General features: G+C 72.4%; 23 protein-coding genes. 14 read left to right on the top strand and 9 right to left on the bottom strand.

What is annotated here, in order from left to right; all coding sequences use genetic code 11:
• Positions 1–63: 63 nt before the first annotated feature.
• The gene (locus ACFVS6_RS22135; RefSeq protein WP_389706121.1) at positions 64–360 is read right to left on the bottom strand and encodes an MTH1187 family thiamine-binding protein; all 297 of its coding nucleotides are present in this window, start codon (positions 358–360) and stop codon (positions 64–66) included.
• On the bottom strand, positions 357–704 hold the full coding sequence (locus tag ACFVS6_RS22130) for a DUF3817 domain-containing protein (RefSeq protein WP_389706119.1): 348 nt from the start codon (positions 702–704) through the stop codon (positions 357–359). Before ACFVS6_RS22130 ends, ACFVS6_RS22135 begins: the two co-directional genes overlap by 4 nt.
• Positions 705–855: 151 nt before the next feature.
• Between ACFVS6_RS22130 and ACFVS6_RS22125 the strand changes: the two genes are divergently transcribed.
• The 5 genes from ACFVS6_RS22125 (at position 856) to ACFVS6_RS22105 (ending at position 4227) form a co-directional block, all read left to right on the top strand.
• On the top strand, positions 856–1494 hold the full coding sequence (locus tag ACFVS6_RS22125; RefSeq protein ID WP_389706117.1) for an AIM24 family protein: 639 nt from the start codon (positions 856–858) through the stop codon (positions 1492–1494).
• Entirely contained in the window at positions 1494–2144 is a 651-nt protein-coding gene (locus ACFVS6_RS22120; protein ID WP_389706115.1) for an AIM24 family protein, read from the top strand. The genes ACFVS6_RS22125 and ACFVS6_RS22120 overlap by 1 nt, the downstream gene beginning before the upstream one ends.
• An 11-nt stretch (positions 2145–2155) precedes the next feature.
• On the top strand, positions 2156–2959 hold the full coding sequence (locus tag ACFVS6_RS22115) for an AIM24 family protein (protein ID WP_389706190.1): 804 nt from the start codon (positions 2156–2158) through the stop codon (positions 2957–2959).
• Between the two features lie 85 nt (positions 2960–3044).
• Positions 3045–3521: a MarR family winged helix-turn-helix transcriptional regulator gene (locus tag ACFVS6_RS22110; RefSeq protein ID WP_389706188.1), complete on the top strand. Its 477-nt coding sequence runs from the start codon at positions 3045–3047 to the stop codon at positions 3519–3521.
• Positions 3522–3642: 121 nt separating this feature from the next.
• Positions 3643–4227, top strand: coding sequence for a PepSY domain-containing protein (locus tag ACFVS6_RS22105; protein WP_389706113.1), 585 nt, complete (start codon positions 3643–3645; stop codon positions 4225–4227).
• A gap of 87 nt (positions 4228–4314) precedes the next feature.
• On the opposite strand, the gene meaB is transcribed toward ACFVS6_RS22105, so the two are convergent.
• Together meaB and ACFVS6_RS22095 are read right to left on the bottom strand one after the other, a co-directional pair.
• Complete coding sequence (gene meaB / locus ACFVS6_RS22100) at positions 4315–5277, bottom strand: methylmalonyl Co-A mutase-associated GTPase MeaB (protein WP_389706111.1); 963 nt, start codon at positions 5275–5277, stop codon at positions 4315–4317.
• An 8-nt stretch (positions 5278–5285) separates the two neighbouring features.
• Positions 5286–6488, bottom strand: a complete 1203-nt coding sequence (locus tag ACFVS6_RS22095) for an acetyl-CoA C-acetyltransferase (protein WP_389706109.1) — start codon at positions 6486–6488, stop codon at positions 5286–5288.
• Between the two features lie 146 nt (positions 6489–6634).
• On the opposite strand from ACFVS6_RS22095, the gene mce reads away from it, so the two are divergent.
• The 7 genes from mce to ACFVS6_RS22060 all read left to right on the top strand — a co-directional run bounded on the left by mce (position 6635) and on the right by ACFVS6_RS22060 (position 17100).
• Entirely contained in the window at positions 6635–7078 is a 444-nt protein-coding gene (mce, locus tag ACFVS6_RS22090; protein WP_319192680.1) for a methylmalonyl-CoA epimerase, read from the top strand.
• Positions 7079–7359: 281 nt separating this feature from the next.
• Positions 7360–11895 (top strand): polarized growth protein Scy, encoded by a 4536-nt coding sequence (scy, locus tag ACFVS6_RS22085; protein WP_389706107.1) that lies wholly within the window; start codon positions 7360–7362, stop codon positions 11893–11895.
• Positions 11896–12102: 207 nt separating this feature from the next.
• On the top strand, positions 12103–13041 hold the full coding sequence (locus ACFVS6_RS22080) for a cellulose-binding protein (RefSeq protein ID WP_281209697.1): 939 nt from the start codon (positions 12103–12105) through the stop codon (positions 13039–13041).
• Positions 13042–13153: 112 nt separating this feature from the next.
• Positions 13154–14149 (top strand): ABC transporter ATP-binding protein, encoded by a 996-nt coding sequence (locus ACFVS6_RS22075; RefSeq protein ID WP_389706105.1) that lies wholly within the window; start codon positions 13154–13156, stop codon positions 14147–14149.
• Positions 14150–14151: 2 nt separating this feature from the next.
• The gene (locus ACFVS6_RS22070; protein WP_389706103.1) at positions 14152–14928 is read left to right on the top strand and encodes an ABC transporter permease subunit; all 777 of its coding nucleotides are present in this window, start codon (positions 14152–14154) and stop codon (positions 14926–14928) included.
• Positions 14929–15109: 181 nt separating this feature from the next.
• The gene (locus tag ACFVS6_RS22065; RefSeq protein ID WP_389706101.1) at positions 15110–16270 is read left to right on the top strand and encodes an ABC transporter ATP-binding protein; all 1161 of its coding nucleotides are present in this window, start codon (positions 15110–15112) and stop codon (positions 16268–16270) included.
• Complete coding sequence (locus ACFVS6_RS22060; RefSeq protein ID WP_389706099.1) at positions 16267–17100, top strand: ABC transporter permease; 834 nt, start codon at positions 16267–16269, stop codon at positions 17098–17100. The genes ACFVS6_RS22065 and ACFVS6_RS22060 overlap by 4 nt, the downstream gene beginning before the upstream one ends.
• A 16-nt stretch (positions 17101–17116) precedes the next feature.
• Here ACFVS6_RS22060 and ACFVS6_RS22055 read toward each other — a convergent pair whose 3' ends face one another.
• A complete protein-coding gene (locus tag ACFVS6_RS22055) occupies positions 17117–17443 on the bottom strand; it encodes an ATP/GTP-binding protein (RefSeq protein WP_389706098.1) in 327 nt (108 codons plus the stop codon).
• Positions 17444–17688: 245 nt separating this feature from the next.
• Here ACFVS6_RS22055 and ACFVS6_RS22050 point away from each other — a divergent pair, with 245 nt between their 5' ends.
• The gene (locus ACFVS6_RS22050) at positions 17689–18732 is read left to right on the top strand and encodes an LLM class flavin-dependent oxidoreductase (protein ID WP_389706096.1); all 1044 of its coding nucleotides are present in this window, start codon (positions 17689–17691) and stop codon (positions 18730–18732) included.
• An 84-nt stretch (positions 18733–18816) separates the two neighbouring features.
• Here ACFVS6_RS22050 and ACFVS6_RS22045 read toward each other — a convergent pair whose 3' ends face one another.
• Complete coding sequence (locus ACFVS6_RS22045; protein WP_281209691.1) at positions 18817–19209, bottom strand: SCO5389 family protein; 393 nt, start codon at positions 19207–19209, stop codon at positions 18817–18819.
• A 219-nt stretch (positions 19210–19428) separates the two neighbouring features.
• On the opposite strand from ACFVS6_RS22045, the gene nucS reads away from it, so the two are divergent.
• Entirely contained in the window at positions 19429–20100 is a 672-nt protein-coding gene (gene nucS, locus ACFVS6_RS22040; RefSeq protein ID WP_356875545.1) for an endonuclease NucS, read from the top strand.
• A gap of 90 nt (positions 20101–20190) precedes the next feature.
• On the opposite strand, the gene ACFVS6_RS22035 is transcribed toward nucS, so the two are convergent.
• From ACFVS6_RS22035 to ACFVS6_RS22025, 3 genes are all read right to left on the bottom strand, one after another.
• Positions 20191–22824, bottom strand: coding sequence for an ATP-binding protein (locus ACFVS6_RS22035; RefSeq protein WP_389706094.1), 2634 nt, complete (start codon positions 22822–22824; stop codon positions 20191–20193).
• Positions 22825–23009: 185 nt separating this feature from the next.
• On the bottom strand, positions 23010–23651 hold the full coding sequence (locus ACFVS6_RS22030) for a LysE family translocator (protein WP_389706092.1): 642 nt from the start codon (positions 23649–23651) through the stop codon (positions 23010–23012).
• A 109-nt stretch (positions 23652–23760) separates the two neighbouring features.
• On the bottom strand, positions 23761–24084 hold the full coding sequence (locus ACFVS6_RS22025; RefSeq protein WP_389706090.1) for an STAS domain-containing protein: 324 nt from the start codon (positions 24082–24084) through the stop codon (positions 23761–23763).
• Positions 24085–24183: the final 99 nt, after the last annotated feature.

Genomic DNA, 24183 nt, shown 5'->3' with positions numbered 1-24183 from the left:
CACGGAGGTGCCCCCCGGCCGCGACCGGGGGGCACTTCGCCGTTCACTGACCGACGGACGCGCTCAGCCCTCCGCGAGGTGCCGTTCCACGGTCTCCACCTTGGAGGTCATGCCGTCGCCGACCCCGGGCCTGATGTCGGCCTTGAGGATGAAGGAGACCCGGGGCGCCCGCGCCTCCACGGCGGCCACCGCGCGCTTGACCACGTCCATGACCTGGTCCCACTCGCCCTCCACCGTCGTGAACATCGCGTCGGTGCGGTTCGGCAGCCCGGACTCGCGCACGACGCGGACCGCGTCGGCGACGTACTCCCCGACCTCCTCGCCGACGCCCAGCGGGGTCACCGAAAACGCGATGATCATGCCTGCGCCGCCTCACGGGCGACGCGGGCGGCTACGACGCTGTCGGCCTCGTCGCGCTTGAGCAGCTTGTCGCCGTACAGACCGCCGAAGGGCAGCAGCGAGAGCACGAAGAACAGGGCGACCTTCTTCACCGGCCACTTCGCCTTGTTCCAGACATCGAGCAGGAACACCGCGTAGATCACGAACAGGATGCCGTGCAGGATGCCGAGCGGCATCATCAGGAAGTCGATGTCCGAGACCCGGCTCAGCAGCGAGCCGAAGATCAGCAGGGCCGGGAACGACAGTGCCTCCGGGACGGAGATGAGGCGCAGTCGGTGCAGGGCGGAAGCGGTCTTGATGTCCACGTGGAACCTTCGGGGGTGACGGCCGGGGGTCCGTCCCAGTGTCTCAGCCGCTCCCGAAGATCTTCCCCCGGGTCCCGGGCGGCGCCGAGTGTGGCGCATATCGGCCACAGGGCCCTGTTCCGCCCCGCCCGCTGCGGATACCTTCTTTTCCGTGGCTCAGTTCCGACTCCAAGGCAGCAAGGTGCTCGCCGTCGACCTGACCGGTGACGCCGTGAAAGCGAAGAACGGCGCCATGGTCGCGTACGACGGCCAGATGTCCTTCAAGAAGATGACCGGCGGTGGCGAAGGCCTCCGCGGCATGGTGACCCGCCGGTTGACCGGCGAACAGATGACGGTGATGGAGGTGCAGGGGCACGGCACCTGCTTCTTCGCCGACCGCGCGAGCGAGATCAACCTGGTGGAGCTGCGCGGCGAGAAGCTCTACGTGGAGTCCAGCAACCTGCTGTGCGCCGACGCGGGCCTGCGCACCGGCACCTCGTTCACCGGGCTGCGGGGCGCGTCGACGGGCAACGGACTCTTCACCACGACCGTCGAGGGCTCGGGCCGGGCGGCGATCATGTCCGACGGCCCGGCGGTGGTGCTGCGCGTCAGCGCCCAGTACCCGCTCTCCGTGGACCCGGGCGCGTACGTCGCGCACACCGGCGACCTCCGGCAGTCCTTCCAGTCCGGGGTGAACTTCCGCACCCTGATCGGCGAGGGCTCGGGCGAGGCGTTCCAGATCCGCTTCGAGGGCGAGGGCCTGGTCTACGTGCAGCCCAGCGAGCGCAACACCGTCGGGGGCGACGTCTGATGCCGTTCCGTGAGGTCAACTCGAAGATGGTCGAGGCCCAGGTGGTCCCGGGCCAGAAGATGTACAGCCAGCGCGGCGCGATGCTCGCCTACCGCGGCGAAGTCTCCTTCACCCCCAGCCTGACCGGTGGTCAGGGCGGCGTCATGGGCATGATCGGCCGCCGCGTGGCGAACGAGCAGACCCCGTTGATGGAGGTCGAGGGCAGCGGCACCGTGATGTTCGGCCACGGCGGCCACCACATCCAGGTGATCAACCTGTCCGGCGAGACCCTCCACGTGGAGGCCGACCGACTGCTCGCCTTCGACGGCACGCTCCAGCAGGGCACCATGTTCATGGGCTCGCAGGGCGGGGTCATGGGCATGGTGCGCGGCCAGGTGACCGGCCAGGGCCTGTTCACCACCACCCTCAAGGGCCACGGCTCGGTCGCCGTGATGGCCCACGGCGGGGTCATCGAGCTCCCCATCACCCCGAACCGTCCGATCCACGTCGACCCGCAGGCGTACGTGGCCCACCACGGGGACGTCAGGAACAAGCTCTCCACCGCGCTGGGCTGGCGCGACATGGTGGGGCGCGGCTCGGGCGAGGCGTTCCAGCTGGAGCTGTCCGGCCAGGGCGCGGTGTACGTACAGGCCTCGGAGGAGAAGCTGTGAACTTTGGTCCCGTGACCGGTGGGCCCGGCGGGCCGACGGTCTTCGACCCGTACACCCTGCCCTCCGACGACAACGTGAACCCGTACACCTTCTGCGTGGAGCTCAAGGGGAGCCAGTGGTTCCTGCAGAAGGGAAAGATGATCTCGTACTACGGGAACATCGAGTTCAACGGCATCGGCCACGGTCGTTTCGACCGGCTGCTGCGCACGAGCTTCCACTCGCCGCTGCACGCGAGCGACTGGGTGGTGGCCGAGGGGCAGGGCAAGATGCTGCTCGCCGACCGGGCCTTCGACGTGAACTCGTTCGACCTGGACAACGGCAACCTCACGATCCGTTCGGGGAACCTGCTGGCCTACCAGCCCACCCTCGCGCTGAAGCAGTCGATCGTCCCGGGTTTCCTGACGCTGATCGGAACCGGGAAGTTCGTGGCGGCGTCCAACGGACCGGTGGTGTTCATGGAGCCGCCGCTGCGTGTGGACCCGCAGGCACTGGTGGGCTGGGCCGACTGCCCCTCCCCGTGCCACCACTACGACCACGGCTACATGTCGGGCGTGATGGGCGGGCTCCGCTCGCTGACGGGCATCGGAGGCGCGTCGGGCGAGGAGCACCAGTTCGAGTTCGTGGGGGCGGGGACGGTGCTGTTGCAGTCCTCGGAGATGCTGATGGCCGAGCAGGCGGTCGGCGCGGTCGGCGCCGGCGCGGCCGGCGGCAACGCGCAGGGCGTTCCGGGCGCGGGCCAGGGACCACTGGGACAGGTCGGCGTGCCCCGGATGCCGGGACAGCTGGGTGATCTGCAACGGCGCTTCGGCCTGTGACCTTCCACGGATCTCCGGCCATCCGCAGATCTTCCGATTTTTGTACGTAATTCAACTTCTTAGGTAGAGTTCATTCATGGAGACCATGGAGACCGATACGGCCACCCGCTGGCTTACCGATGCCGAACAGTGCGCCTGGCGCACCCACCTGGACGTCAGTCGACTACTGATGCACCAGTTGGAAAAGGATCTCCAGCCCTTCGGACTCACCAACAACGACTACGAGATCCTCGTGAACCTCTCGGAGTCGGAGAACCACCGGATGCGGATGAGCGACCTCGCCACCGCGACCCTGCAGTCCAAGAGCCGGCTGTCCCACCAGATCACCCGAATGGAGGCGGCCGGTCTGGTCCGCCGGGAGAACTGCGAGTCCGACCGTCGCGGCCTGTACGCGGTCCTGACGGACGAGGGCCTGGAGACCATGCGCAAGGTCGCCCCGCACCACGTGGCGTCCGTGCGGGAGCACTTCATCGACCTGCTGTCCCCGACCTCGCTGACGGCCCTGCGCGACTCCCTGGGCCCGGTGGCGGAACACCTCCGGGGCAACCGCGGCAAGATCTGAGCCGCGAAGACCTCCGACGCGCCGTACCCGACGGGCGGCCGGACAATGGGCGGTAATCGCTCACAGCCGGCCGTCCGCCGAGCGACCGTAAGCGCCCGGCCGGCCCGAGGAGGTCCAGCCCATGAAGCGCAACCTGTACGTTTCCGCGGCCGCGTCCGTCGTCCTGATGGCCGGAGGTCCGGTGGCAGCCGCCTCGGCGGCGACCGCCGAGACGCCGACGACATCGAGAACCGCTCCCGCGTCCGCCGTCGCGCGGGTGGACGTGGACGCGGGCGGAGCTGCGGCGGCAGCCCTCAAGCACTCCCCCGGTGTCGTCGAGTCCCTCGACAAGGACGGTGCCATCTGGCACGTCAACGTGATCGGCAAGGACGGCGTCACCAACTCCGAGCTGGAGGTCTCCACGGCCGGCGCGGTCACCGAACGCAACAAGGACCGGGACGACAACGCGGCGGAGAACGCCCGTCTGGTCGGAGCGAAGATCACCGCCGCGGCGGCGATGAAGGCGGCCCTCGCCGCGCACCCGGGCACGGTCGTTTCGGTCGACTGGGACGACGATGACGACAACGGCTCCGCGCCGCACTGGAACGTCGAGGTCAGGGCGGCCGACGGCAAGACGTCGAACTACGACGTGGGCGCCACGGACGGCAAGGTCACCGTGTCCTCGGACGACGGTGACGACAACAGCGACGACAACGACAACAACTGAGGTCCGCACGCGGGGCCCCCGCGGCCCGTACGTGACGGCGGGGCGGCCCCGGGCGCGCGATGCGTCCCGGGCCGCCCCGACCGGCTTTCAGACCTCCGTCAGGCCGTCGAGCAGCGCGTCGGCGGCCGCGTACGGGTCCAGCTCGCCCTGCGCCACCCGTCGCGCGAGCGCGTCGAGGCGGGCGTCGCCGCGCAGGTCGGCGAGGCGGGCCCGCAGTGCGGTGATCGCGATCGTCTCGACCTCCCGGGCGGCGCGGGCGGCCCGGCGCTCGGCCAGCACGCCCCGCTCGTCCATCCACGCGCGGTGCTTCTCCAGCGCCTCGACCAGTTCGTCGATGCCCTGGCCGCGGGCCGCGACCGTCTTGACGATCGGCGGCCGCCAGTCCTCCCGGCCGCGGGCCTCGCCCAGGCCCAGCATGTGGTTCAGCTCCCGGGCCGTCGCGTCCGCGCCGTCCCGGTCGGCCTTGTTCACCACGTACACGTCGCCGATCTCCAGGATCCCGGCCTTGGCGGCCTGGATCCCGTCGCCCATTCCGGGCGCCAGCAGCACCACGGAGGTGTCGGCCTGCGAGGCGATCTCCACCTCCGACTGCCCGACCCCGACCGTCTCGACCAGGATCACCTCGCAGCCGGCCGCGTCGAGCACCCGGATCGCCTGCGGGGCCGCCCAGGCCAGGCCGCCCAGGTGTCCCCGGGTGGCCATGGAGCGGATGTACACGCCCGGGTCGCCGGCGTGGTCCGACATCCGGACCCGGTCGCCGAGGAGCGCCCCGCCCGAGAAGGGCGAGGACGGGTCCACGGCGAGCACCCCGACCCGCTTGCCGGCCTTGCGGTAGGCCGACACGAGGGCCGAGGTCGACGTCGACTTGCCGACGCCGGGCGAACCGGTGAGGCCGATCACGTACGCTCCGCCGGTCAACGGGGCCAGGGCGGCCATCACCTCGCGCAGGTGCGGCGACGCCCCCTCGACCAGTGAGATCAGCCGGGCCACCGCCCGTGGTCGGCCCTCGCGGGCCTGCGCGACCAGCGCGGGGACGTCCACCGTCGTCATACGGCCACCTACGCCTTCGGAACGCGGATCACGAGGGCGTCGCCCTGACCGCCGCCGCCGCAGAGCGCGGCCGCGCCCACGCCGCCGCCTCGGCGCTTGAGCTCCAGGGCCAGGTGCAGCACGACGCGGGCGCCGGACATGCCGATCGGGTGGCCCAGGGCGATGGCGCCACCGTTGACGTTCACCTTTTCCGGGGTCACGCCGAGGTCCTTCATTGACTGCACGGCGACCGCCGCGAAGGCCTCGTTGATCTCGATCAGGTCCAGGTCGGCGACCTCCAGGCCCTCCTTCTTCAGGGCGTGCGCGATCGCGTTCGACGGCTGCGACTGGAGCGAGTTGTCCGGGCCGGCCACGTTGCCGTGGGCGCCGATCTCGGCGATCCACTCCAGGCCGAGCTCCTCCGCCTTCGCCTTGCTCATCACGACCACGGCGGCGGCGCCGTCGCTGATCTGCGAGGAGGTGCCGGCGGTGATGGTGCCGTCCTTCGCGAAGGCCGGGCGCAGCTTGCCGAGGGACTCCGCCGTGGTCTCGGGGCGGATGCCCTCGTCGGCGGCGAACAGCACCGGGTCGCCCTTGCGCTGCGGGATCTCGACCGGGGTGATCTCGGCCTCGAAGATCCCGTTCTTCTGCGCGGCGGCGGCCCGCTGGTGCGAGGCGACGGCGAACTCGTCCTGCGGGGCGCGCTCGATGCCCAGGCGGGTGTTGTGCTTCTCGGTGGACTCGCCCATCGCGATGTTCTCGAAGGCGTCGGTGAGGCCGTCGTGGGCCATCGCGTCGAGCATCTCGATGGCGCCGTACTTGAAGCCCTCGCGGGACTTCGGCAGCAGGTGCGGGGCGTTGGTCATCGACTCCTGGCCGCCCGCGACCACGACGTCGAACTCACCGGCGCGGATGAGCTGGTCCGCGAGCGCGATGGCGTCCAGGCCCGAGAGGCAGACCTTGTTGATGGTGAGCGCCGGGACGTTCATCGGAATGCCCGCCTTGACGGCGGCCTGGCGGGCGGGGATCTGGCCCGCGCCGGCCTGGAGCACCTGGCCCATGATCACGTACTGGACCTGGTCGCCGGAGATGCCGGCCCGTTCCAGCGCGGACTTGATGGCGAAACCGCCGAGGTCGGCTCCCGAGAAGGACTTCAGCGAGCCGAGCAGGCGTCCCATGGGCGTGCGGGCCCCGGCGACGATCACGGAAGTGGTGCTGTTCGATCCGGACATGAGGCGGATCCCCTTTCAACAAGGGAAGCTGAGGAGTGAACGAGGGTTTACCTGAATGTACTGAGCGGTACCCGCGCAGTCACCGGGCAGTCGGTGTGATCGCTGGCACGTTGCGTGACCACCCTCCTCGGCGGTGAAGTGTTCCCATGCTGACAAGAATCGACCACATCGGGATCGCCTGCTTCGACCTGGACAAGACCGTCGAGTTCTACCGTGCCACGTACGGCTTCGAGGTGTTCCACTCCGAGGTCAACGAGGAACAGGGCGTCCGCGAGGCCATGCTCAAGATCAACGAGACGTCCGACGGCGGCGCCTCCTACCTCCAGCTGCTGGAGCCGACCCGCGAGGACTCGGCCGTCGGCAAGTGGCTCGCCAAGAACGGCGAGGGCGTCCACCACATCGCCTTCGGCACCGCCGACGTCGACGGCGACGCCGAGGCCATCCGCGGCAAGGGCGTCCGCGTCCTGTACGACGAGCCCCGCATCGGCTCCATGGGCTCCCGGATCACCTTCCTGCACCCGAAGGACTGCCACGGCGTCCTCACCGAACTCGTCACCTCCAAGCCCGAGGACCCGACCGCCTCCCACTGACCCGAAGAGCTGGACGAACACCGCGAACCTCGCATTCGGTGCCGCCCGCGGGATTCCATCCGGCGCCCGGGGGCGGGCGCCTCATCGAGAGCGCACTGATGTCCCGATTCCCCGGCCGGTAGAGTGGCCATGGCTCGGCCGGGGTTCGGTGCGGAGACGGGGTCGGGGCCTGTGACCCCTGCCCCGGTATCTGACACCATTCCCCCGGGGGCGTCGTTCAGCGGGCGAGCGATGCTCATTTGGAAATGAGCTTGCGACCAGGGGACGGATGGGACCGCGCTGTGCGGGGCTACGAAAGCCAGGAGAGCCACCAGGCCGAGGCCGACCACCTCTCGCGCTTCGAGGCCGAGATGGAGCGGCTGAAGAAGGAGCGCGGGAAGGCCGTCCAGCACGCGGAAGACCTGGGCTACCAGGTCGAGGTGCTGCGCGCCAAGCTCCACGAGGTACGCCGTAATCTCGCGTCCCGCCCTGCCTACGACGGCGCGGACATGGGCTATCAGGCGGAGCAACTGCTCCGCAACGCCCAGATCCAGGCCGACCAGATGCGCTCCGACGCCGAGCGCGAGCTGCGCGACGCCCGGGCGCAGACGCAGCGGATCCTCCAGGAGCACGCCGAGCACCAGGCGCGCCTGCAGGCCGAGCTGCACTCGGAGGCCGTCAACCGTCGTCAGCGGCTGGACCAGGAACTCAACGAGCGCCGCCAGACCGTCGAGGCGCACGTCAACGAGAACGTCGCCTGGGCCGAGCAGCTGCGCGCCCGTACGGAGTCCCAGGCCCGCCGCCTCATGGACGAGTCCCGCGCCGAGGCCGAGCAGGCGCTGAACGCCGCCCGCGCCGAGGCCGCCCGGACCGTCGAGGAGGCCCGCCGCCGGCTCGCCGCCGACACCGAGACCGCCCGCGGCGAGGCCGAGTCCACGCTGCTGCGCGCCCGCAAGGAGGCCGAGCGGCTGCTGGCCGCCGCCTCCGCCCAGGCCCAGGAGGCCACCGAGCACGCGGAGCGGCTGCGGAGCAGCACCAGCGCCGAGGCCGAGCAGACCCGGCAGCAGACCATGGACCTCGGCCGGGTCGCCGAGGCCCGCGTCCAGGAGGCCGACGGAACGCTGCGCACGGCCCGCGCCGAGGCCGAGACCCTGCTCGCGGACGCCAAGGAGAGCGCCGCCCGGCAGCTCGCCTCGGTCGAGTCCGTCAACGAGCAGCGCACCCGGACCGCCAAGGAGCAGGTCGCCCGGCTGGTCGGCGAGGCCACCAAGGAGGCCGAGGCCCTCAAGGCGGAGGCCGAGCAGGCCCTGGCCGACGTCCGCGCGGAAGCGGAGCGACTGCGCACCGAGGCCGGCGAGCAGGCCCGTACGGCCGCCGCCGAGGACACCGCGGCGCAGCTGGCGAAGGCCGCGCGCACGGCGGAGGACGTACTGAACAAGGCCTCCGAGGACGCCCGGGCCACCACCCGCGCCGCGTCCGAGGAGGCCGAACGGATCCGCCGCGAGGCGGAGTCCGAGGCGGAGCGGCTGCGCGCCCAGGCGGCGACCACGGCCGACGAGCTCAAGGGCGCCGCCAAGGACGACACCGAGGAGTACCGGGCCCGCACGGTCGAGCTCCAGGAGGAGGCCCGCCGGCTGCGCGGCGAGGCCGAACAGCTGCGCGCGGAGGCCGTCGCCGAGGGCGAGCGGATCCGCGGGGAGGCCCGCCGCGAGGCGGTCCAGCAGATCGAGGAGGCTGCCCGTACCGCCGAGGAGCTCCTCGGCAAGGCGAAGGCCGACGCGGACGAACTGCGCGGCGGGGCCACCGCCGAGAGCGAGCGGGTCCGCGCCGAGGCCGTGGAGCGGGCCACCACCCTGCGCCGGCAGGCCGAGGAGACCCTGGAGCGCACCCGCGCCGAGGCCGAGCGGCTGCGCGCCGAGGCCGAGGAGCAGGCGCAGGCCGTGGCCGCCGAGGCGGACGCGGCGGCCCGTGCCCGGCGCGAGGAGACCGAGCAGGCCCTCGCCGCGAAGCGCGAGGAGGCCGACGCGGAGCTGGTCCGGCTCCACACGGACGCCGAGACCCGCCTCACTACGGCCGAGCAGACGCTGCGCGACGCCCGCGCGGCGGCGGAGGCCGTCCGCAAGGAGACCACCGAGGAGAACGACCGGCTGCGCGCCGAGTCGGCGGAGCGGATCCGTACCCTCCAGGCCCAGTCCCAGACGGAGGCCGACCAGCTGCGCACCGACGCGGCGGAGGACGCCGGGCGGGTCCGCGCGGAGGCCGAGCAGGTCTCCGTACGGCTGCGCGGCGAGGCCGAGGTGGAGGCGGAGCGGCTGCGCACCGAGGCGCAGGAGACCGCGGACCGGCTGCGCGCCGAGGCCAAGGCCGCTGCCGAGCGGGTCGCCGCGGAGGCCGCCGAGGCCCTGTCGGCCGCCCAGGAGGAGGCCGCGCGGCGGCGCCGGGAGGCCGAGGAGACCCTGTCGGCGGCCCGGACGGACGCCGGCAACGAGCGGGCGCAGGCCCGCGAGCAGAGCGAGGAGCTCCTCGCGCAGGCCCGCAAGCGCTCCGAGGAGGCCACCGCCGAGGCGGTCTGGCTGACCGAGGAGGCCGAGCGGCGCGCGTCCGAGGTGGTCGCGGCGGCCGAGGCCACCGCCCAGCAGGTGCGCGACGCCGTCGCCGGGCTGCACGAGCAGGCCGAGGAGGAGATCGCCGGACTGCGCAGCGCCGCCGAGCACGCGGCGGACCGTACGCGCACCGAGGCGGAGGAGGAGTCGGACCGGGTCCGCGCCGACGCCCGCGCGGAGCGTGAGCGCGCGGCCGAGGACGCGGCCCGCGTCCGCGACGCGGCCCGGGTCGAGACGGACGCGGCGAAGGCCCTGGCGGAGCGCACGGTCGGAGACGCGATCGCCGAGTCCGAGCAACTGCGCGTCGACACGGCGGAGTACGCGCAGCGGCTGCGCACCGAGGCGACGGACGCGCTGGCGGCGTCGGAGCGCGACGCGGCGCGGACCCGGGCGGACGCCCGGGACGACGCGAACCGGATCCGCGGCGAGGCGGCGGAGGCCCTGGAGACGTCGCGCACCGAGGGCGGCCTGATCGTCGCCGAGGCGACGGCGGAGGCCGAACGCGTCACCGCGGAGACCGCGGCGGCGAACGCCCTCGCGGTCGGCGAGGCCACGGCGGAGGCCGAGCGGCTGACCGCGCAGGCGCTGGCGGCCGCGGACGCGACCCGCGCCGAGGCGGCGGGCACGCTGGACGAGGCCCGTACGGAGGCAGGCCGGCTGCGCACCGAGGCCGCCGAGCAGGCGGACCGGCTGGTGTCCGGGGCGGCGGCCGAGGCCGAGCGCCTCACGGAGGAGACCCGCGCGGCCAACGAGGCCACCGTCGGCGAGGCCACCGCGAAGGCGGAACGGCTCACCGCGCAGGCGGCGGAGACGCTCGCCTCGGCCGAGCGGGACTCGACGCGGATCCTGGTCGACGCACGCACCGAGGGCGACCGGCTGGTCGAGGAGACCCGCGCGGCGAACGAGGCCACCGTCGGCGAGGCCGCCGCGGAGGCGGAGCGGTTGCTCGCCGAGGCGGCGAACACCCTGGACGAGGCCCGCACCGAGGGCGGCCGGATCATCGGCGAGGCCACCGCGGAGGCCGACCGCGTCACGGTCGCGGCGAACGAGACGCTGGCAGCGGCCGAGCGGGACGCCGAGCAGACGCTCGACGAGGCCCGCACGGAAGCCGGCCGGCTGCGCACCGACGCCGCCGAGCAGGCGGACCGGCTCATCACCGAGGCCGTCTCCGAGTCGGAGAAGCTCACCGAGCAGACCCGCAAGGACAACGAGCGCACGGTCGGCGAGGCCCGCGACGAGGCCGAGCGGTTGCGCGCGGAGGCGGCGGAGTCGCTGTCCTCGGCGCAGGAGCACGCGACCCGGACCCGGTCGGAGGCCGAGCGGGTCAAGGCGCAGGCGGCGTCCGAGGCCGAGCGCACGCGTGCGCAGGCCCGTACGGAGTCCGAGCGGCTGCTGGACGAGGCCCGGGAGGCGTCCAACAAGCGGCGCAGCGAGGCCGCGGAGCAGGTCGACCGGCTCATCACGGAGGCCTCGGCGGAGGCGGACAAGCTCACCGCCGACGCCGGCCGGCAGGCCCTGGCCGCCACCACGGCGGCCGAGGAACAGGCCGACGCGATGGTCGACGCGGCGCGCAAGGAGGCCGAGCGGATCACGGCGGAGGCGACCGTGGAGGGCAACTCCACGGTGGAGAAGGCCCGTACGGACGCGGACGAGCTGCTGGTCGGGGCGCGTACGGACGCGGCCGCCATAAGGGAGCGGGCGGAGGAGCTGCGTTCCCGGGTCGAGTCCGAGGTCGAGGAGCTGCACGAGCGGGCCCGTCGGGAGTCGTCGGAGCAGATGAAGTCCGCCGGCGAGCGCGTGGACAAGCTGGTGCGGGCGGCGACCGAGCAGAGCGTCGAGGCCGAGACGAAGGCCAAGGCCCTGGTGTCGGACGCGAGCAGCGAGGCCGGCAAGGTCCGGATCGCGGCGGTGCGCAAGGCGGAGGCGCTGCTCAAGGAGGCCGAGACGAAGAAGGCCGAACTGGTCCGGATCGCCGAGGCGGCGCTGTCCGAGGCCCGCGCGGAGGCCGAGCGCCTGGTCGACGAGGGCCGGCGGGAGTTGGAGGTCCTGGTGCGCAGGCGCGAGGACATTCAGGCGGAGATCTCCCGTGTCCAGGACGTTCTTGAGGCGTTGGAATCATTCGAGGCACCTTCGGGTGGCGGAAAGCCCCTGTTGGGCGGTCAGGGCACGGGGGGCGTGAAGGCCGGCGCAACAGCGGGTTCCACTCGTTCGGGTGGCAAGACATCCGAGGGGTAGTCGGAACTCATGATGTGTGCTGCCGATGTGTGCTCCTGATGAAGGTTCAGGCGGACGAGTGACCAGCAATCCGTCGCCTTGCCACTCAAAAGGGGTGTCATTGTCCAGGGCAAACACGGATTGACTCGATGACACGCCGCCCGGGCGCCTAGGATTCCCCTTAACACCTCACGTAGCACCTCATTGGTCTCATTCGACAGGAACCCCATGAGCGACTCTCACTCCCCCTTCGGCTTCGAGCTCGTGCGGCGTGGTTACGACCGCGGTCAGGTGGACGACCGCATTACCAAGCTGGTCTCCGACCGCGACAGCGCCCTAGGACGTATCAACTCTCTGGAAAAGCGGATCGAGGAGCTGCACCTCGAAACGCAGAACGCCCAGGCCCAGGTAAGCGATGCCGAGCCGTCGTACGCCGGCCTCGGCGCCCGGGTCGAGAAGATCCTGCGGCTGGCCGAGGAGGAGGCGAAGGACCTGCGCGAGGAGGCCCGTCGCGCTGCCGAGCAGCACCGGGAGCTGGCCGAGTCGGCGGCCCAGCAGGTGCGCAACGACGCCGAGTCGTTCGCGTCGGACCGCAAGTCGAAGGCGGAGGACGAGGGCGTCCGCATCGTCGAGAAGGCCAAGGGTGACGCGTCGACCCTGCGTGCGGAGGCGCAGAAGGACGCGGCCTCCAAGCGCGAGGAGGCCGACGCGCTGTTCGAGGAGACCCGCGCCAAGGCCGCCCAGGCCGCCGCGGACTTCGAGACCAACCTGGCCAAGCGGCGCGAGCAGTCCGAGCGCGACCTGGCCTCGCGTCAGCAGAAGGCCGAGAAGCGCCTCGCCGAGATCGAGCACCGCGCCGAGCAGCTCCGCCTGGAGGCCGAGAAGCTCCGTACGGACGCCGAGCGCCGCGCCCGCCAGACCGTGGAGACCGCGCAGCGCCAGGCCGAGGACATCGTCGCCGACGCCAACGCCAAGGCCGACCGGATCCGCAGCGAGTCCGAGCGCGAGCTGGCGGCGCTCACCAACCGTCGCGACTCCATCAACGCGCAGCTGACCAACGTCCGCGAGATGCTGGCGACGCTGACGGGCGCGGCCGTGGCGGCCGCGGGCACCCCGATCGACGACGAGCCGGTGACCCGTGGTGTGCCGGCGCAGCAGAGCCGCTAGGGCTTCCTCCCGAAGGCCGTTGCTACGCGCTGGTAGCGAAACAGTGGGTCCGTGGGCCGTATGTCACCCATTCGAGGTGGCGTACGGCCCTTCGGCGTTCTAGCGTGTCGGCATGATCGAGCTTGAGGGCCTTACCAAACGATTCGGCGCGAAGACCGCCGTGGACCACCTCAGCTTCCAGGTCAAACCGGGGGTGGTCACCGGCTTCCTCGGCCCCAACGGGGCCGGGAAGTCCACGACCATGCGCATGATGCTCGACCTCGACAACCCGACCAGCGGGACGGTCAGGATCGACGGCAAGCACTACCGGGACCTGCCGGAGCCTTTGAAGTACATCGGAGCGCTGCTCGACGCGAAAGCCATGAACGGCGCGCGCAGCGCGTACAACAACCTTCTCTGTCTCGCCCAGTCGAACCGGATCCCGGAGAGCCGGGTGTCCGAGGTGCTGGACCTGGTCGGGTTGACGGCCGTGGCGAAGAAGAAGTCGAAAGGATTTTCGCTCGGGATGGGGCAGCGGCTGGGAATCGCCGCCGCGCTGCTCGGGGATCCGGAGATCCTCATGTTCGACGAACCCGTCAATGGTCTGGACCCGGAGGGAATTCTCTGGATCCGCAATCTCATGAAGGGCCTGGCCTCGGAAGGTCGGACGATCTTCGTGTCGTCCCACTTGATGAGCGAAATGGCGCTGACCGCCGACCATTTGGTGGTGATCGGACAGGGGAAGCTCCTCGCCGACTTGTCGATGGCCGATTTCATCCAGCAGAACTCGCGGAGTTTCGTCCGGCTGCGCTCGCCGCAGCAGGAACGGCTCAAGGACGTCCTGCACGAGGCCGGGATCACCGCCGTCGGCGTGCCGGCCACCGGTGCGCTGGAGATCGACGGTGTGGGGTCGGAGCGGCTCGGCGAGCTGGCCGCCCAGCACCAGATCGTGCTGCACGAACTCAGCCCGCAACGGGCTTCACTGGAGGAAGCGTTCATGCGCATGACGGCTGACTCCGTCGAGTACCACGCCCACGCGCCGGGCACGCCCGCGGGCCCGGTTCCGGGTCCGGTCGACGCCGCCGCCTGGGGCGCCGGTTTCGACGCGACGCGCAAGGACGGCGAGTGATCATGGCCTTCTCCGCAGTCCTCCGCTCCGAGTGGACCAAGATCCGCACGGTCGCCTCCACCACGTGGACCCTGGCTTCCGCGCTCGTCGTCACCGTCGGCATCAGCGCCGCGCTGTGCGCACTGTTCAACTCCACCTTCGACGACATGCCGAAGGAACAGCAGATCACCTTCGACCCCACCCTCGCGAGCTTCGCGGGCATGACCCTCGGGCAGCTCGCGATGATCGTCTTCGGTGTCCTGGTGGTCGGCAGCGAGTACAACTCGGGCATGATCCGCACCTCGCTGGCCGCCGTGCCGGGCAGAGCGGGCTTCCTCTTCGGCAAGCTCACCGTGGCGACGGCGCTCGCCCTCGTCGTGGGCCTGCTGACCAGCTTCATCTCGTTCTTCCTGGGCCAGGCGATCCTGGGGGATCGCAGCATCGGGATCGGCGAGGACAACGTCCTGCGGGCGGTGATCGGCGCCGGCCTCTACATGGCGCTGATCTCGCTGTTCTCGATGGGCGTGACGGCCATCCTGCGCAGCCAGATGCTGGCGCTCGGCATCCTGATGCCGTTCTTCTTCCTGGTCTCGACCATCCTCGGAGCCGTCGAGACGACCCGGAAGGTGGCGCAGTACTTCCCGGACCAGGCCGGCTCCAAGATCATGCAGGTGGTGCCCGGCGCGATGGACAGCGGTGAGACCCCGTACGGGCCGTGGGGCGGCCTCGGGATCATGGTGCTGTGGACGCTCGCCGCGGTACTCGGGGGCTACGTCGTCCTGAAGAAGCGCGACGCCTGACCCAGGAGCAACCCTGGGGGGTCCGTCGCAGGACGGACCCCCCCAGGTACTACGGGACATCCCGGAGCCGGATCTCAGGGGCAGCTCAGGGATTCGGTCCGGGCGGGAACCGACGTAGGCTCGATACCCTCTTAAGGCTCATACGGACGAGAGCCTTCCGGGCCTGGCAAGGGGCAGCACGATGATCGAGGCAGTCGGCCTGACCAAGCGCTTCGGCGCGAAGACCGCCGTCGAGCAGCTGTCGTTCCAGGTCAGGCCGGGTCACGTGACCGGTTTCCTTGGGCCCAACGGCTCCGGCAAATCCACCACGATGCGCATGATCGTCGGCCTGGACCGGCCCACTGCCGGTCATGTCACGATCAACGGCTCCCCGTTCCGGGAGCTGCCGAACGCGCAGCGGCACGTCGGCGCCCTCCTCGACGCCAAGGCCATGCACGGCGGCCGCAAGGCCCGCACCCACCTGCTGTCCATCGCCCAGCTCTCCGGCATCCCCGAGAAGCGGGTGGACGAGGTGCTGGGCGTGGTCGGCCTCCAGGACGCCGCCCGGCAGCGCACCAAGGGCTTCTCCCTCGGCATGGGCCAGCGCCTCGGCATCGCGACCGCCCTCCTCGGGGACCCCCAGGTGCTCCTCTTCGACGAGCCGGTCAACGGCCTCGACCCCGAGGGCATCCTCTGGGTCCGGAACCTGATGCGAAGGCTGGCGTCCGAGGGCCGCACCGTCTTCGTCTCCTCGCACCTCATGAGCGAGATGGCGCTGACAGCCGACCACCTGATCGTCATCGGCCGGGGCCGGCTGCTCGCCGACATGACCACCCAGGACTTCATCACGCACAACTCGGCCGGATTCGCGCGGGTCCGTCCCGCCGCGGACGGGACCGACGGCCGCGTCGTCCTCGGCGCGGCGCTCGTCAAGGCGGGCGCCCGCGTCCTCCAGGAGACCGACGGGGCCCTGCGGGTCACCGGGCTGGAGCTCCCCCGCATCAGCGACGTCGCCCACGGGGCCGGGGTGCGGCTGTGGGAGCTGTCCCCGCACCGGGCCTCGCTGGAGGAGGCCTACATGCGGATGACGCAGTCCTCCCTGGAGTACACCTCCACCGAGGACCCCCGCGCCGAGCTGTGGGAACCCGAACCGCTGACCGTTCCCGACTGGGAGGAGGAGGCGGCGGCCACGGAGGTCCCGACGGAGACCGCGGCGAGCTTCTTCGCTCCCCCACCCCCCACGGCGGGTGGACGGCCCTTCCTGATGCCCGGCAGCGCCGCCGACCTCGCCCCCGCCGTACGGCAGGGCGACCCGGCCCGCACGCCCGAGAACGCCCAGAGCACCTCCGAGGACCACAGATGACCGGCCGCCCCGAACCGACCACGGGCTACACCTCGCCCTTGCCCACCCCGCGGCCGCACCTGGGCCACGCGCTGGCCTCGGAGTGGACCAAGCTGACCTCGGTGCGCTCCACCCTGTGGACGCTCGGCTCCCTGGTGGCCCTGGTCGTCGGCGTCGGCCTGCTGGCCATCGTCCAGACCCGCGGCGCGGACTACATGAAGACGCCGTACACGGGGCCGGCCCTGTTCGGCCTCATGGTCGGCCAGATCGCCGTGATCGTCCTCGGCGTGCTGACGATCTGCTCCGAGTACGGCACCGGGCTGATCCGCACCACCTTCACCGCGGCCCCCGAGCGGATGCGGGTCCTCACCGCCAAGTACCTCGTCTTCGGCGCCGTCTCCTTCGCCGTCATCGTGGGCTCGGTGGCGGTCGTCGGCCTGTCCGCCGCCCTGGTGCACCGGGCGTCGCCCGACGGATCCCGCTGGGTCTCGGCGTGGGCGAACGCGGTGGGCGGCTGTTTCTACGTCACCCTGCTCGGGGTCCTCGCCCTGGCCGTCGGCGCGCTCGTACGGCATTCCGCGGGCGGCATCGCCGTCATGCTGGGCGTGGTGACCCTGCCCCCCGTGCTCGGCTCCATCCTGACCGCCTGGCCCTCGACGGCGGCGATCGGGGCCGCCGTCATGCGCTACAACGCGCCGGTCGCGCTCGTCCAGTTCTTCGGGGTCCAGGAGAACGCGACGATAGAGGGCTCGCCGACCCCCGGGAACGGGGCCCAGTTGCTGCTGCTCCTCACCGTGACGGGGGCCATGGTCGCCGCCTCGTACGTCGTGGTGCGGCGCCGGGACGTCTGAGGCCGCGCCGGCCCCGTCAGTACCTGGGCGCGTTCCGGGACCGCTGCACCTTCGAGGTGCGGCGGTCCTTCGCGTTCCAGCAGGCCTTGTGCCAGTGCCGCCGGTCGTCCACGCCGCCGTACTCGGGCCAGGCCACGAGGTGCGGGGTGCCCGAGGGGATCTCCTGGTCGCAGCCGGGGCATCGGTAGCGCTTGCCCGCCGCGGCGGCGCCCGCCACGTGCCGGACCTTCCACTCCTCGCCCTGGTACTCCTCGGTCCGCTCCAGCCCGAACCGGTCGAGGCCGGTTGCGGGTCGTTCGTCCGGGGTCTCGCCGCCCCTGGGGCGGTTGTGGCGCGGTGACACGTATACCTCACGAATGGGCAGCGGGCAGTGACTTTCTCCCAGACTACGCGCAGCGAGCCGGGGTACCCGCAGGGTGGCCGGAGAAGGCCGGAGCACTTCGACCGACCGGCCCGACAATCTCAATAACTTTCCGGTGAGGCCGTGCCTTTGGCACGTGTCAGACGTTGTTGCCATCAGACGTTGATGCCATCAGCGAGTCGGTCCGCCTGGGGGAGGCCGCGTCAGCCGCGAGGAGGATAAGGGCGATGCGCGTAGGAGCGTTTGTACTGGCGGCCCAGTTTCCGGGCCAGGGACAGGGGGAGGCACTGCACCGGGCGGTGCGGACCGCCGAGGTCGCCGAGGAGGCCGGGCTGGACTCCGTCTGGCTGGCCGAGCACCACTTCGTGCCGTACGGGGTCTGCCCGTCGGCGGTGACCCTGGCGGCGCTGCTGCTGGGGCGGACCCGGCGGCTGCGGGTGGGGACCGCGGTGAGCGTGCTGCCGAGCACGCACCCGGTGGCCCTCGGGGAGCAGGCGGCCCTGCTGCACGTCACTTCGGGGGGCCGGTTCACCCTCGGGGTGGGCCGGGGCGGGCCCTGGGTGGACCTGGAGGTGTTCGGGGGCGGCCTGGAGGCGTACGAGAGCGGCTTCCGCGAGGACCTCGACCTGTTGCGGCGCTGGCTGACCGAGCCGCGCGTGGGGGCCACCGGCGACCGGTACGCGTTCCGCGAGGTGGCCGTCGTACCGCGACCGGACGAGGCGCTGGACGGGGACGGGAGTGGGCCGGAAGTGATCGTCGCCTGCACCTCCCCGGCGTCGGTGCGCGCGGCCGCGGAGCGCGGACTGCCGATGCTGCTGGGCATGCACTGCGGTGACGAGGACAAGGCCGCGATGGTCGCGATGTGGCGCCGGACCGCGCTGGCGGCGGGCCACGACCCCGATGCCGTACGGGCGGCCGGACACGTCTCGGCGGGCGTCTGCCAACTGGCGGACCGGACGGCGGACGCCCGCGAGACCCTGGTCAAGGCGATGCCGGGATGGTTCCGTCAGGGCCTGGACGCGCACGTCACGGTCGACGGCCGGCAGCGCGCGATGCGCGATCCCGTCGCCTACACGGAACTGCTGTGCGCCCTGCATCCGGTCGGCACCCCGAGGTTGGCGGCGGACCGGCTCGCGGCGACCTCGGAACGCACCGGGATCACGCGCTTCGCCCTGCTGACGGAAGGCTCCGGGGACCTCGCCGCGACCGAGGAGAACGTACGGCGCCTCGGCGCCGAGGTGCTGCCGCGGCTGGAGGCGGCCGGGGCCTGAGCTTCGGTGGACCCGGCCTGGGCTGCCGCTCCGGTGTCAGTCGCACCTCCCGCGACACGGAGCGGCAGCGAAGTACCGGTCCTGCTAGCAGTCCCGCATCTCCGGCGACTGGTTGAGCAGCTGGCCACGGATCGAGGTGAACCGGGCGTGCCTCTCATCCGACGAGGAATCCAGCGGGAAGACCGCCACGCGGTGGCAGTTCTGGAAAGCCAGGCGCACCCCGAAGTGCCGTTGAAGCGCACCACGTATCGCGTCACTCGCGAGCGCGCGCAGCAGCTGCCCGCGCGCCTGCTCGTCCGGCGGCGGCGTCTGGTTGTCGGCGAACTCTCCGCCCTCAACCTCCAGCTGGGCCGTCAACGAGCTGATCATCTCCCATGCGTAGGGCAGGGAGGTCCGGACGCAGTCGACGAAGGCTGCTTCGTCGACCTCGCCTCGCTCGGCCTGTTCGAGTAGGGCCGGTGAGACGTCGAGCGACATGGGTTCTCCTCTCGTGACTCCGGCCGTTGGGTTGCCGGAGTCTTACGGGCAGGGAAGGAGATCGCGACGCAGCGTGCACGCTCGACGACCTCCCGCTCACCACGGTAGGCGCCCACCGGGTACCGCACCAGGAGAATGCGCATACAACGCGCCATCGGCGAACGGGGCTTTCAGGGGCGAATCGCGTGGAGGCACATCCGTCGAGTAGCGTTGCCGACCATGCGTCTCGTCATTGCCCGCTGCTCCGTCGACTACGCGGGCCGGCTCACCGCCCATCTGCCCTCGGCACCCCGTCTGATCCTCGTGAAGGCCGACGGCAGTGTCTCGATCCACGCGGACGACCGGGCGTACAAACCGCTCAACTGGATGTCGCCCCCGTGCACCCTCAAGGAGGGGAGCGGTGACGACGCCGGCGTCTGGACCGTCGTCAACAAGGCGGGCGAGAAGCTCATCATCACCATGGAGGAAGTCCTCCACGACTCCTCCCACGAGCTGGGCACCGACCCCGGTCTCATCAAGGACGGTGTCGAGGCGCACCTCCAGGAGCTGCTCGCCGACCGGATCGACACGCTGGGCGAGGGCTACACGCTGATCAGGCGCGAGTACATGACGGCCATCGGCCCCGTCGACATCCTGTGCCGGGACGCCTCCGGTGCGACCGTCGCGGTGGAGATCAAGCGACGCGGCGAGATCGACGGCGTCGAACAGCTCACCCGCTACCTGGAACTGCTGAACCGCGACCCGCATCTGGCCCCGGTCCGCGGCGTGTTCGCCGCGCAGGAGATCAAGCCGCAGGCGCGCGTGCTCGCGAACGACCGCGGCATGGACTGCGTGGTGCTCGACTACAACGCCATGCGCGGCATCGAGGACGACAAGCTCCGCCTGTTCTGACCGCTCCTTTCGACGCGGGTCCGCACCCCGGACACGGTGAAGGCCCCCGAGACGGCTTCGGGGGCCTTCGTCATGTCCGGGGTGCGGACGCTACGTCGCCTTGGCGGTCGGGGAGACCTCGACCGCCGAGGCGCTGACGCTCGCGGGGGTGGTCGCCGGGGGCGTGGCGGTCGCGGGCGGCGTCTCGGGGGGCGTCGGGGTGACGCTGGGCTCCGGGGTGCCCGGGTCGGGCTTCGGGTCCGGGTCGGGGCCCGGGGGCGTGGGCGTCGGGGTGGGCGTCGGCTTCCCCGGGGGCCGCGGCGTGACCGGGGGGACGCCGGGGCGTCGCGGCGGGGTCGTGCGGGGCGTCGGGCCGCCGTCCGGTGCTCCGTCCCCGGCCTCGCCGGGGGCCTCCTCGGGGCCGGGCGACTGCGCGGGCGGGGGCGTCGTACCGGGCTCGGGCGCGGGGTCGGTTCCGCTGTTTCCCGGCACGGACGGCGGCTCCGGGGCCACGGGCGTCGGGGTCGAGGACACCGCCGGCTTGCTGGGTGCCTCCTCCTCCCCCGAGGTCAGGGCCAGGCCGATCACCGTGCCGAGAGCGGCCACCGTGAGCACCCCGGCGGCGGCGAGCAGCACGGTCCTGCGACGGGATCCCGGCTCGGCCCCCGGGGCCGGGGCGGGCGCGGGTACGGCGGCGGGGGCGGGCTTGGTCAGCGGCGGGAACGCGTCCTCGAAGACCTCGGTCAGGGTCGCCGGCGCGGTACCGGTGGCCGGGGCCGCGCCGCGGACGACCGGGGTGACCTGCGTGACGGCCTCGCCCCGGGGCGCCGCCACCGGCAGCGCGGCCGCGGCGGGCATCGCGGCCGCCGCTCCGGAGGTTCCGGAGGTCAGGGCCGGTCTTTGGGCCGCGGCGGGCACCGCCTTCGGCGTCGGGGCGGCGAACGGGCTCGGCGTCGCGGCCGGAGCGGTCCCGGGCAGGGCGACGGTGGCGGCGCTCGGCGGCGCGGCCGTCGGCGGCTCCAGCCGTAGCGGCGGCGAGGCCTGCGCCCGGGCCGCCTCCCGGTCGGTGACGAGGGCCAGCGCCCGGCGTCCGGCGACCGTTCCGCGCTTGTCCGCCAGCGCTCCGCGCAGCCCGATGGAGGCCTCCAGTTCGGCGCGCGCCCGGTCGAGGCGGCCCTCGCACAGCGCGAGCACGCCCAGCTCGTGGTGGAAGTACGCCTGCTCGGCGACCTCCCCCGCCTTGCGGGCGGCCTCCGCGCCCGCGCGCAGCGCCCGCTCCCAGGCCTCCCAGTGCAGCGAGGCGGCGAGGGCTGGGGCGGCCGTACGGGCCAGGAGTACGGCGGCCACCACGTCGGCGCCGGCCAGGGCGGCCAGCACCGCGTCGGCCTCCGCGGCGACGCGCGTCGGGGTCACCGAGGCGTGGCCGGTCCACCAGGCGTAGTGGCGGGCGGCGGTCCGGGCCTCCTCGGTGGCGGTGTCCCCGTACCCGGCCTCCTCCAGCTGCCGGGCGACGCCCTCGGCGAGCCGGTAGCGCGGCCCGACCGGGGTGATCAGCCCGCAGCCGAGGAGTTCGGCGACGGCGGAGTCCGCGTGCGTGTCCCCGACCAGGGCGGGGAGGTGGGCGTGGTGCGGCAGCTCGCCGCCGAGCGCGCAGGCCATCCGCAGGGCGGCCCGGGCGGACTCGCTGACCCGGGAGGCCAGCAGTTCGGCGGGTGCGGCGGCCTCGGCGAGGGTGGGCAGCGGCACGTGGGCGGGGTCCCGGGGGCGTTCCTCGAAGACGCCGGGTTCCTCGTCGTCGTCCTCCGAGGCGGCCCGGTTCAGTTCGTCGCGCTGGCGCAGCAGTCCGGCCGCCTGGACGAAGCGCAGCGGCAGCCCTTCGGAGGCGAAGCGCAGGTCACCGGCCCAGGCGGTCTCCTCCTCCGTCAGGGCCCGTCCGGTGGCGGCCTCCAGCAGCAGGACGCAGTCGGCCTTGCCGAGCCCGCCGAGGTGGACCTCCTCCAGGTGCGAGTCGTCGGAGGCGGCCTTGGTGTCGGGGGTGGCGGCCAGCAGGTAGGCGCATTCGGGGGTGGCGCGCAGCAGCTCGTCGAGCGCGGCGCCGCCCAGTTCCAGGTCGTCGAGGAGCACGATGGCGCCGATCTCCCCGACCCGCGCGAGGAGTTCCGTACGGTCGGGCCGTTCGTCGCCGGAGTCGTGGACGGCCCCGTACAGCGCCTGGAGGAGTTCGCCGGGCTGGTGGTGGCCGTGGCCGTTGAGCCTCACGACCCCGTCCGGGGCGAGGCCCGCGCAGGCGGTGGCGACGGAGTCGAGGAGCGCGGTGCGGCCCGATCCGGCGGGTCCGGTCAGGCGTACGGAGCGGCCGCGACCCAGCAGTCGGACGAGGCGTTCCCGTTCCTCGGCGCGCTCCAGGAGCGGCCGGGCGGGCAGCGGGGGTCCCGGCAGGACGGGTGGTCGCGCGACCGTGTCGCGGGCGGCGCGGGCGGCGGCGTCGCGCTTGGCGGGGCGGCGCGCGGCCGTGCCGGGGCGCAGGGGTTCGATCTCGCTGCCGTCGACGGGGTTGACGGTGAGGGAGAAGGTTCCCGCGGTGAGGGTGACGACGCGCGCGGGCGGCGCGGCGGCCGGTACGAGGGCCGCGCCGGGGGTCGGGCCGTCGGGGGGCGTGGGGTGCTGCGTCCGTTCCGCGGTGGGGCCGTCGGGACGCGCCTGCGCCTGCCCGCCCCGATCGGGCTGCCCCTGTGTACGGTCCATGACCAAGTCCCCCGATCGCGTCGCGCGCGCCGCCGCCGTCGTTACGCCCGGCCTTCGCTCGCCGCTGTCGCTACTGGTCCGGTTTCCGCCCGAACCCTAGACCGTGGTCCGCCGCGCGGGAACCGCCGGGGTGCCTTCACCACCGGACCGTTACGTTTCCCCCGGGAGGGGTCGCGGCGCGTCCCTCAGTCCTTGCGTCCGGTGACGGCCACGGTGACGCCGAGGCCGATCATGGTGAGTCCGCCGGCGCCGCCCACCAGGGAGAGCCGTCGCGGCGAGCCCGCGAACCAGTCCCGGGTACCGGCGGCGACCAGGCCCCACGCGCTGTCGAGGACGATCGCGATCAGGTTGAAGACGAGACCGAGGAACAGCATCTGCGCGGTCACGTTGCCGGCCGAGCGGTCCACGAACTGGGGCAGGACGGCGGCGAAGAACACCATGGTCTTGGGGTTGGCGACGCCGACGACGAAGCCCTCCCCCAGGGTCCGCAGCCCTCCGCGTTCCGGGGGCGCGTCGCCGGTGACGGCCGCGTGCAGCTCCCCGCGCCGGCGCCACGCCTTGACGCCCAGGTACACGAGGTAGCCGGCGCCGATCAGCTTGAGCGCGGTGAAGACGAGCACCGATCGCTCGACGACGGCCCCGACGCCCAGGGCGACGGCCACGACGAGCACGTAGGCGCCCATCGTGTTGCCGAGGACCGTGGTGAGCGCGGCGCGCCGGCCCTGGGCCAGCGCCCGTCCGATGACGAAGAGCACGCTGGGCCCGGGGATCACGATCAGGAGGAACGACATGGCCGCGAAGGCCAGCGCTCGGTCGGTGGACACCATGCGGCCATGAAAGCGGAAGGGGGCCGCGGAACGCAGCCCCTTTTCTCCGCGGCGGCCCGTGGGGGCCGGCCGCGCCCCGGGTCGGTCCGGGGCGGGGCCCCGGACGCCGTCATACCCGGGGCAGGGACTCCGCTTCCAGTCCGCCCTCGATCGCGAGGATGCGGTGCAGCCGGGTCGCGACGAGGAGCCGCTGCATCTGCGCGGGGACCCCGCGCAGGACGAGGCGCCGGCCGGTCCGGCCGGCCCTCCGGTGGGCTCCCATGATCACGCCGAGTCCGGTCGCGTCCCAGGAGTCGAGTGCGGTCAGGTCGAGCACGAGGTCGCCGTGGCCGTCGTCGAGGGCACTGTGCAGGGCCGTACGGGCGTCCGCCGCGCTGCGCACGTCGAGGCGACCCCCGACCGCGAGTTCGGCGTGGTCGCCCCTGATGTGCATGTGTACTCCCCGGCTGTACTGCGTGCGTGTGGTCCGACTCCCGTGGTCGGCAACTCTCACTGCAACTGACTGCCTCGCGGGCAGGGAAGTTGCCGACCG

It is taken from the genome of Streptomyces sp. NPDC057939, from assembly GCF_042887545.1.
In the GTDB taxonomy this organism is placed as follows: domain Bacteria; phylum Actinomycetota; class Actinomycetes; order Streptomycetales; family Streptomycetaceae; genus Streptomyces.
This window is presented reverse-complemented; position numbering and strand designations above follow the sequence as displayed.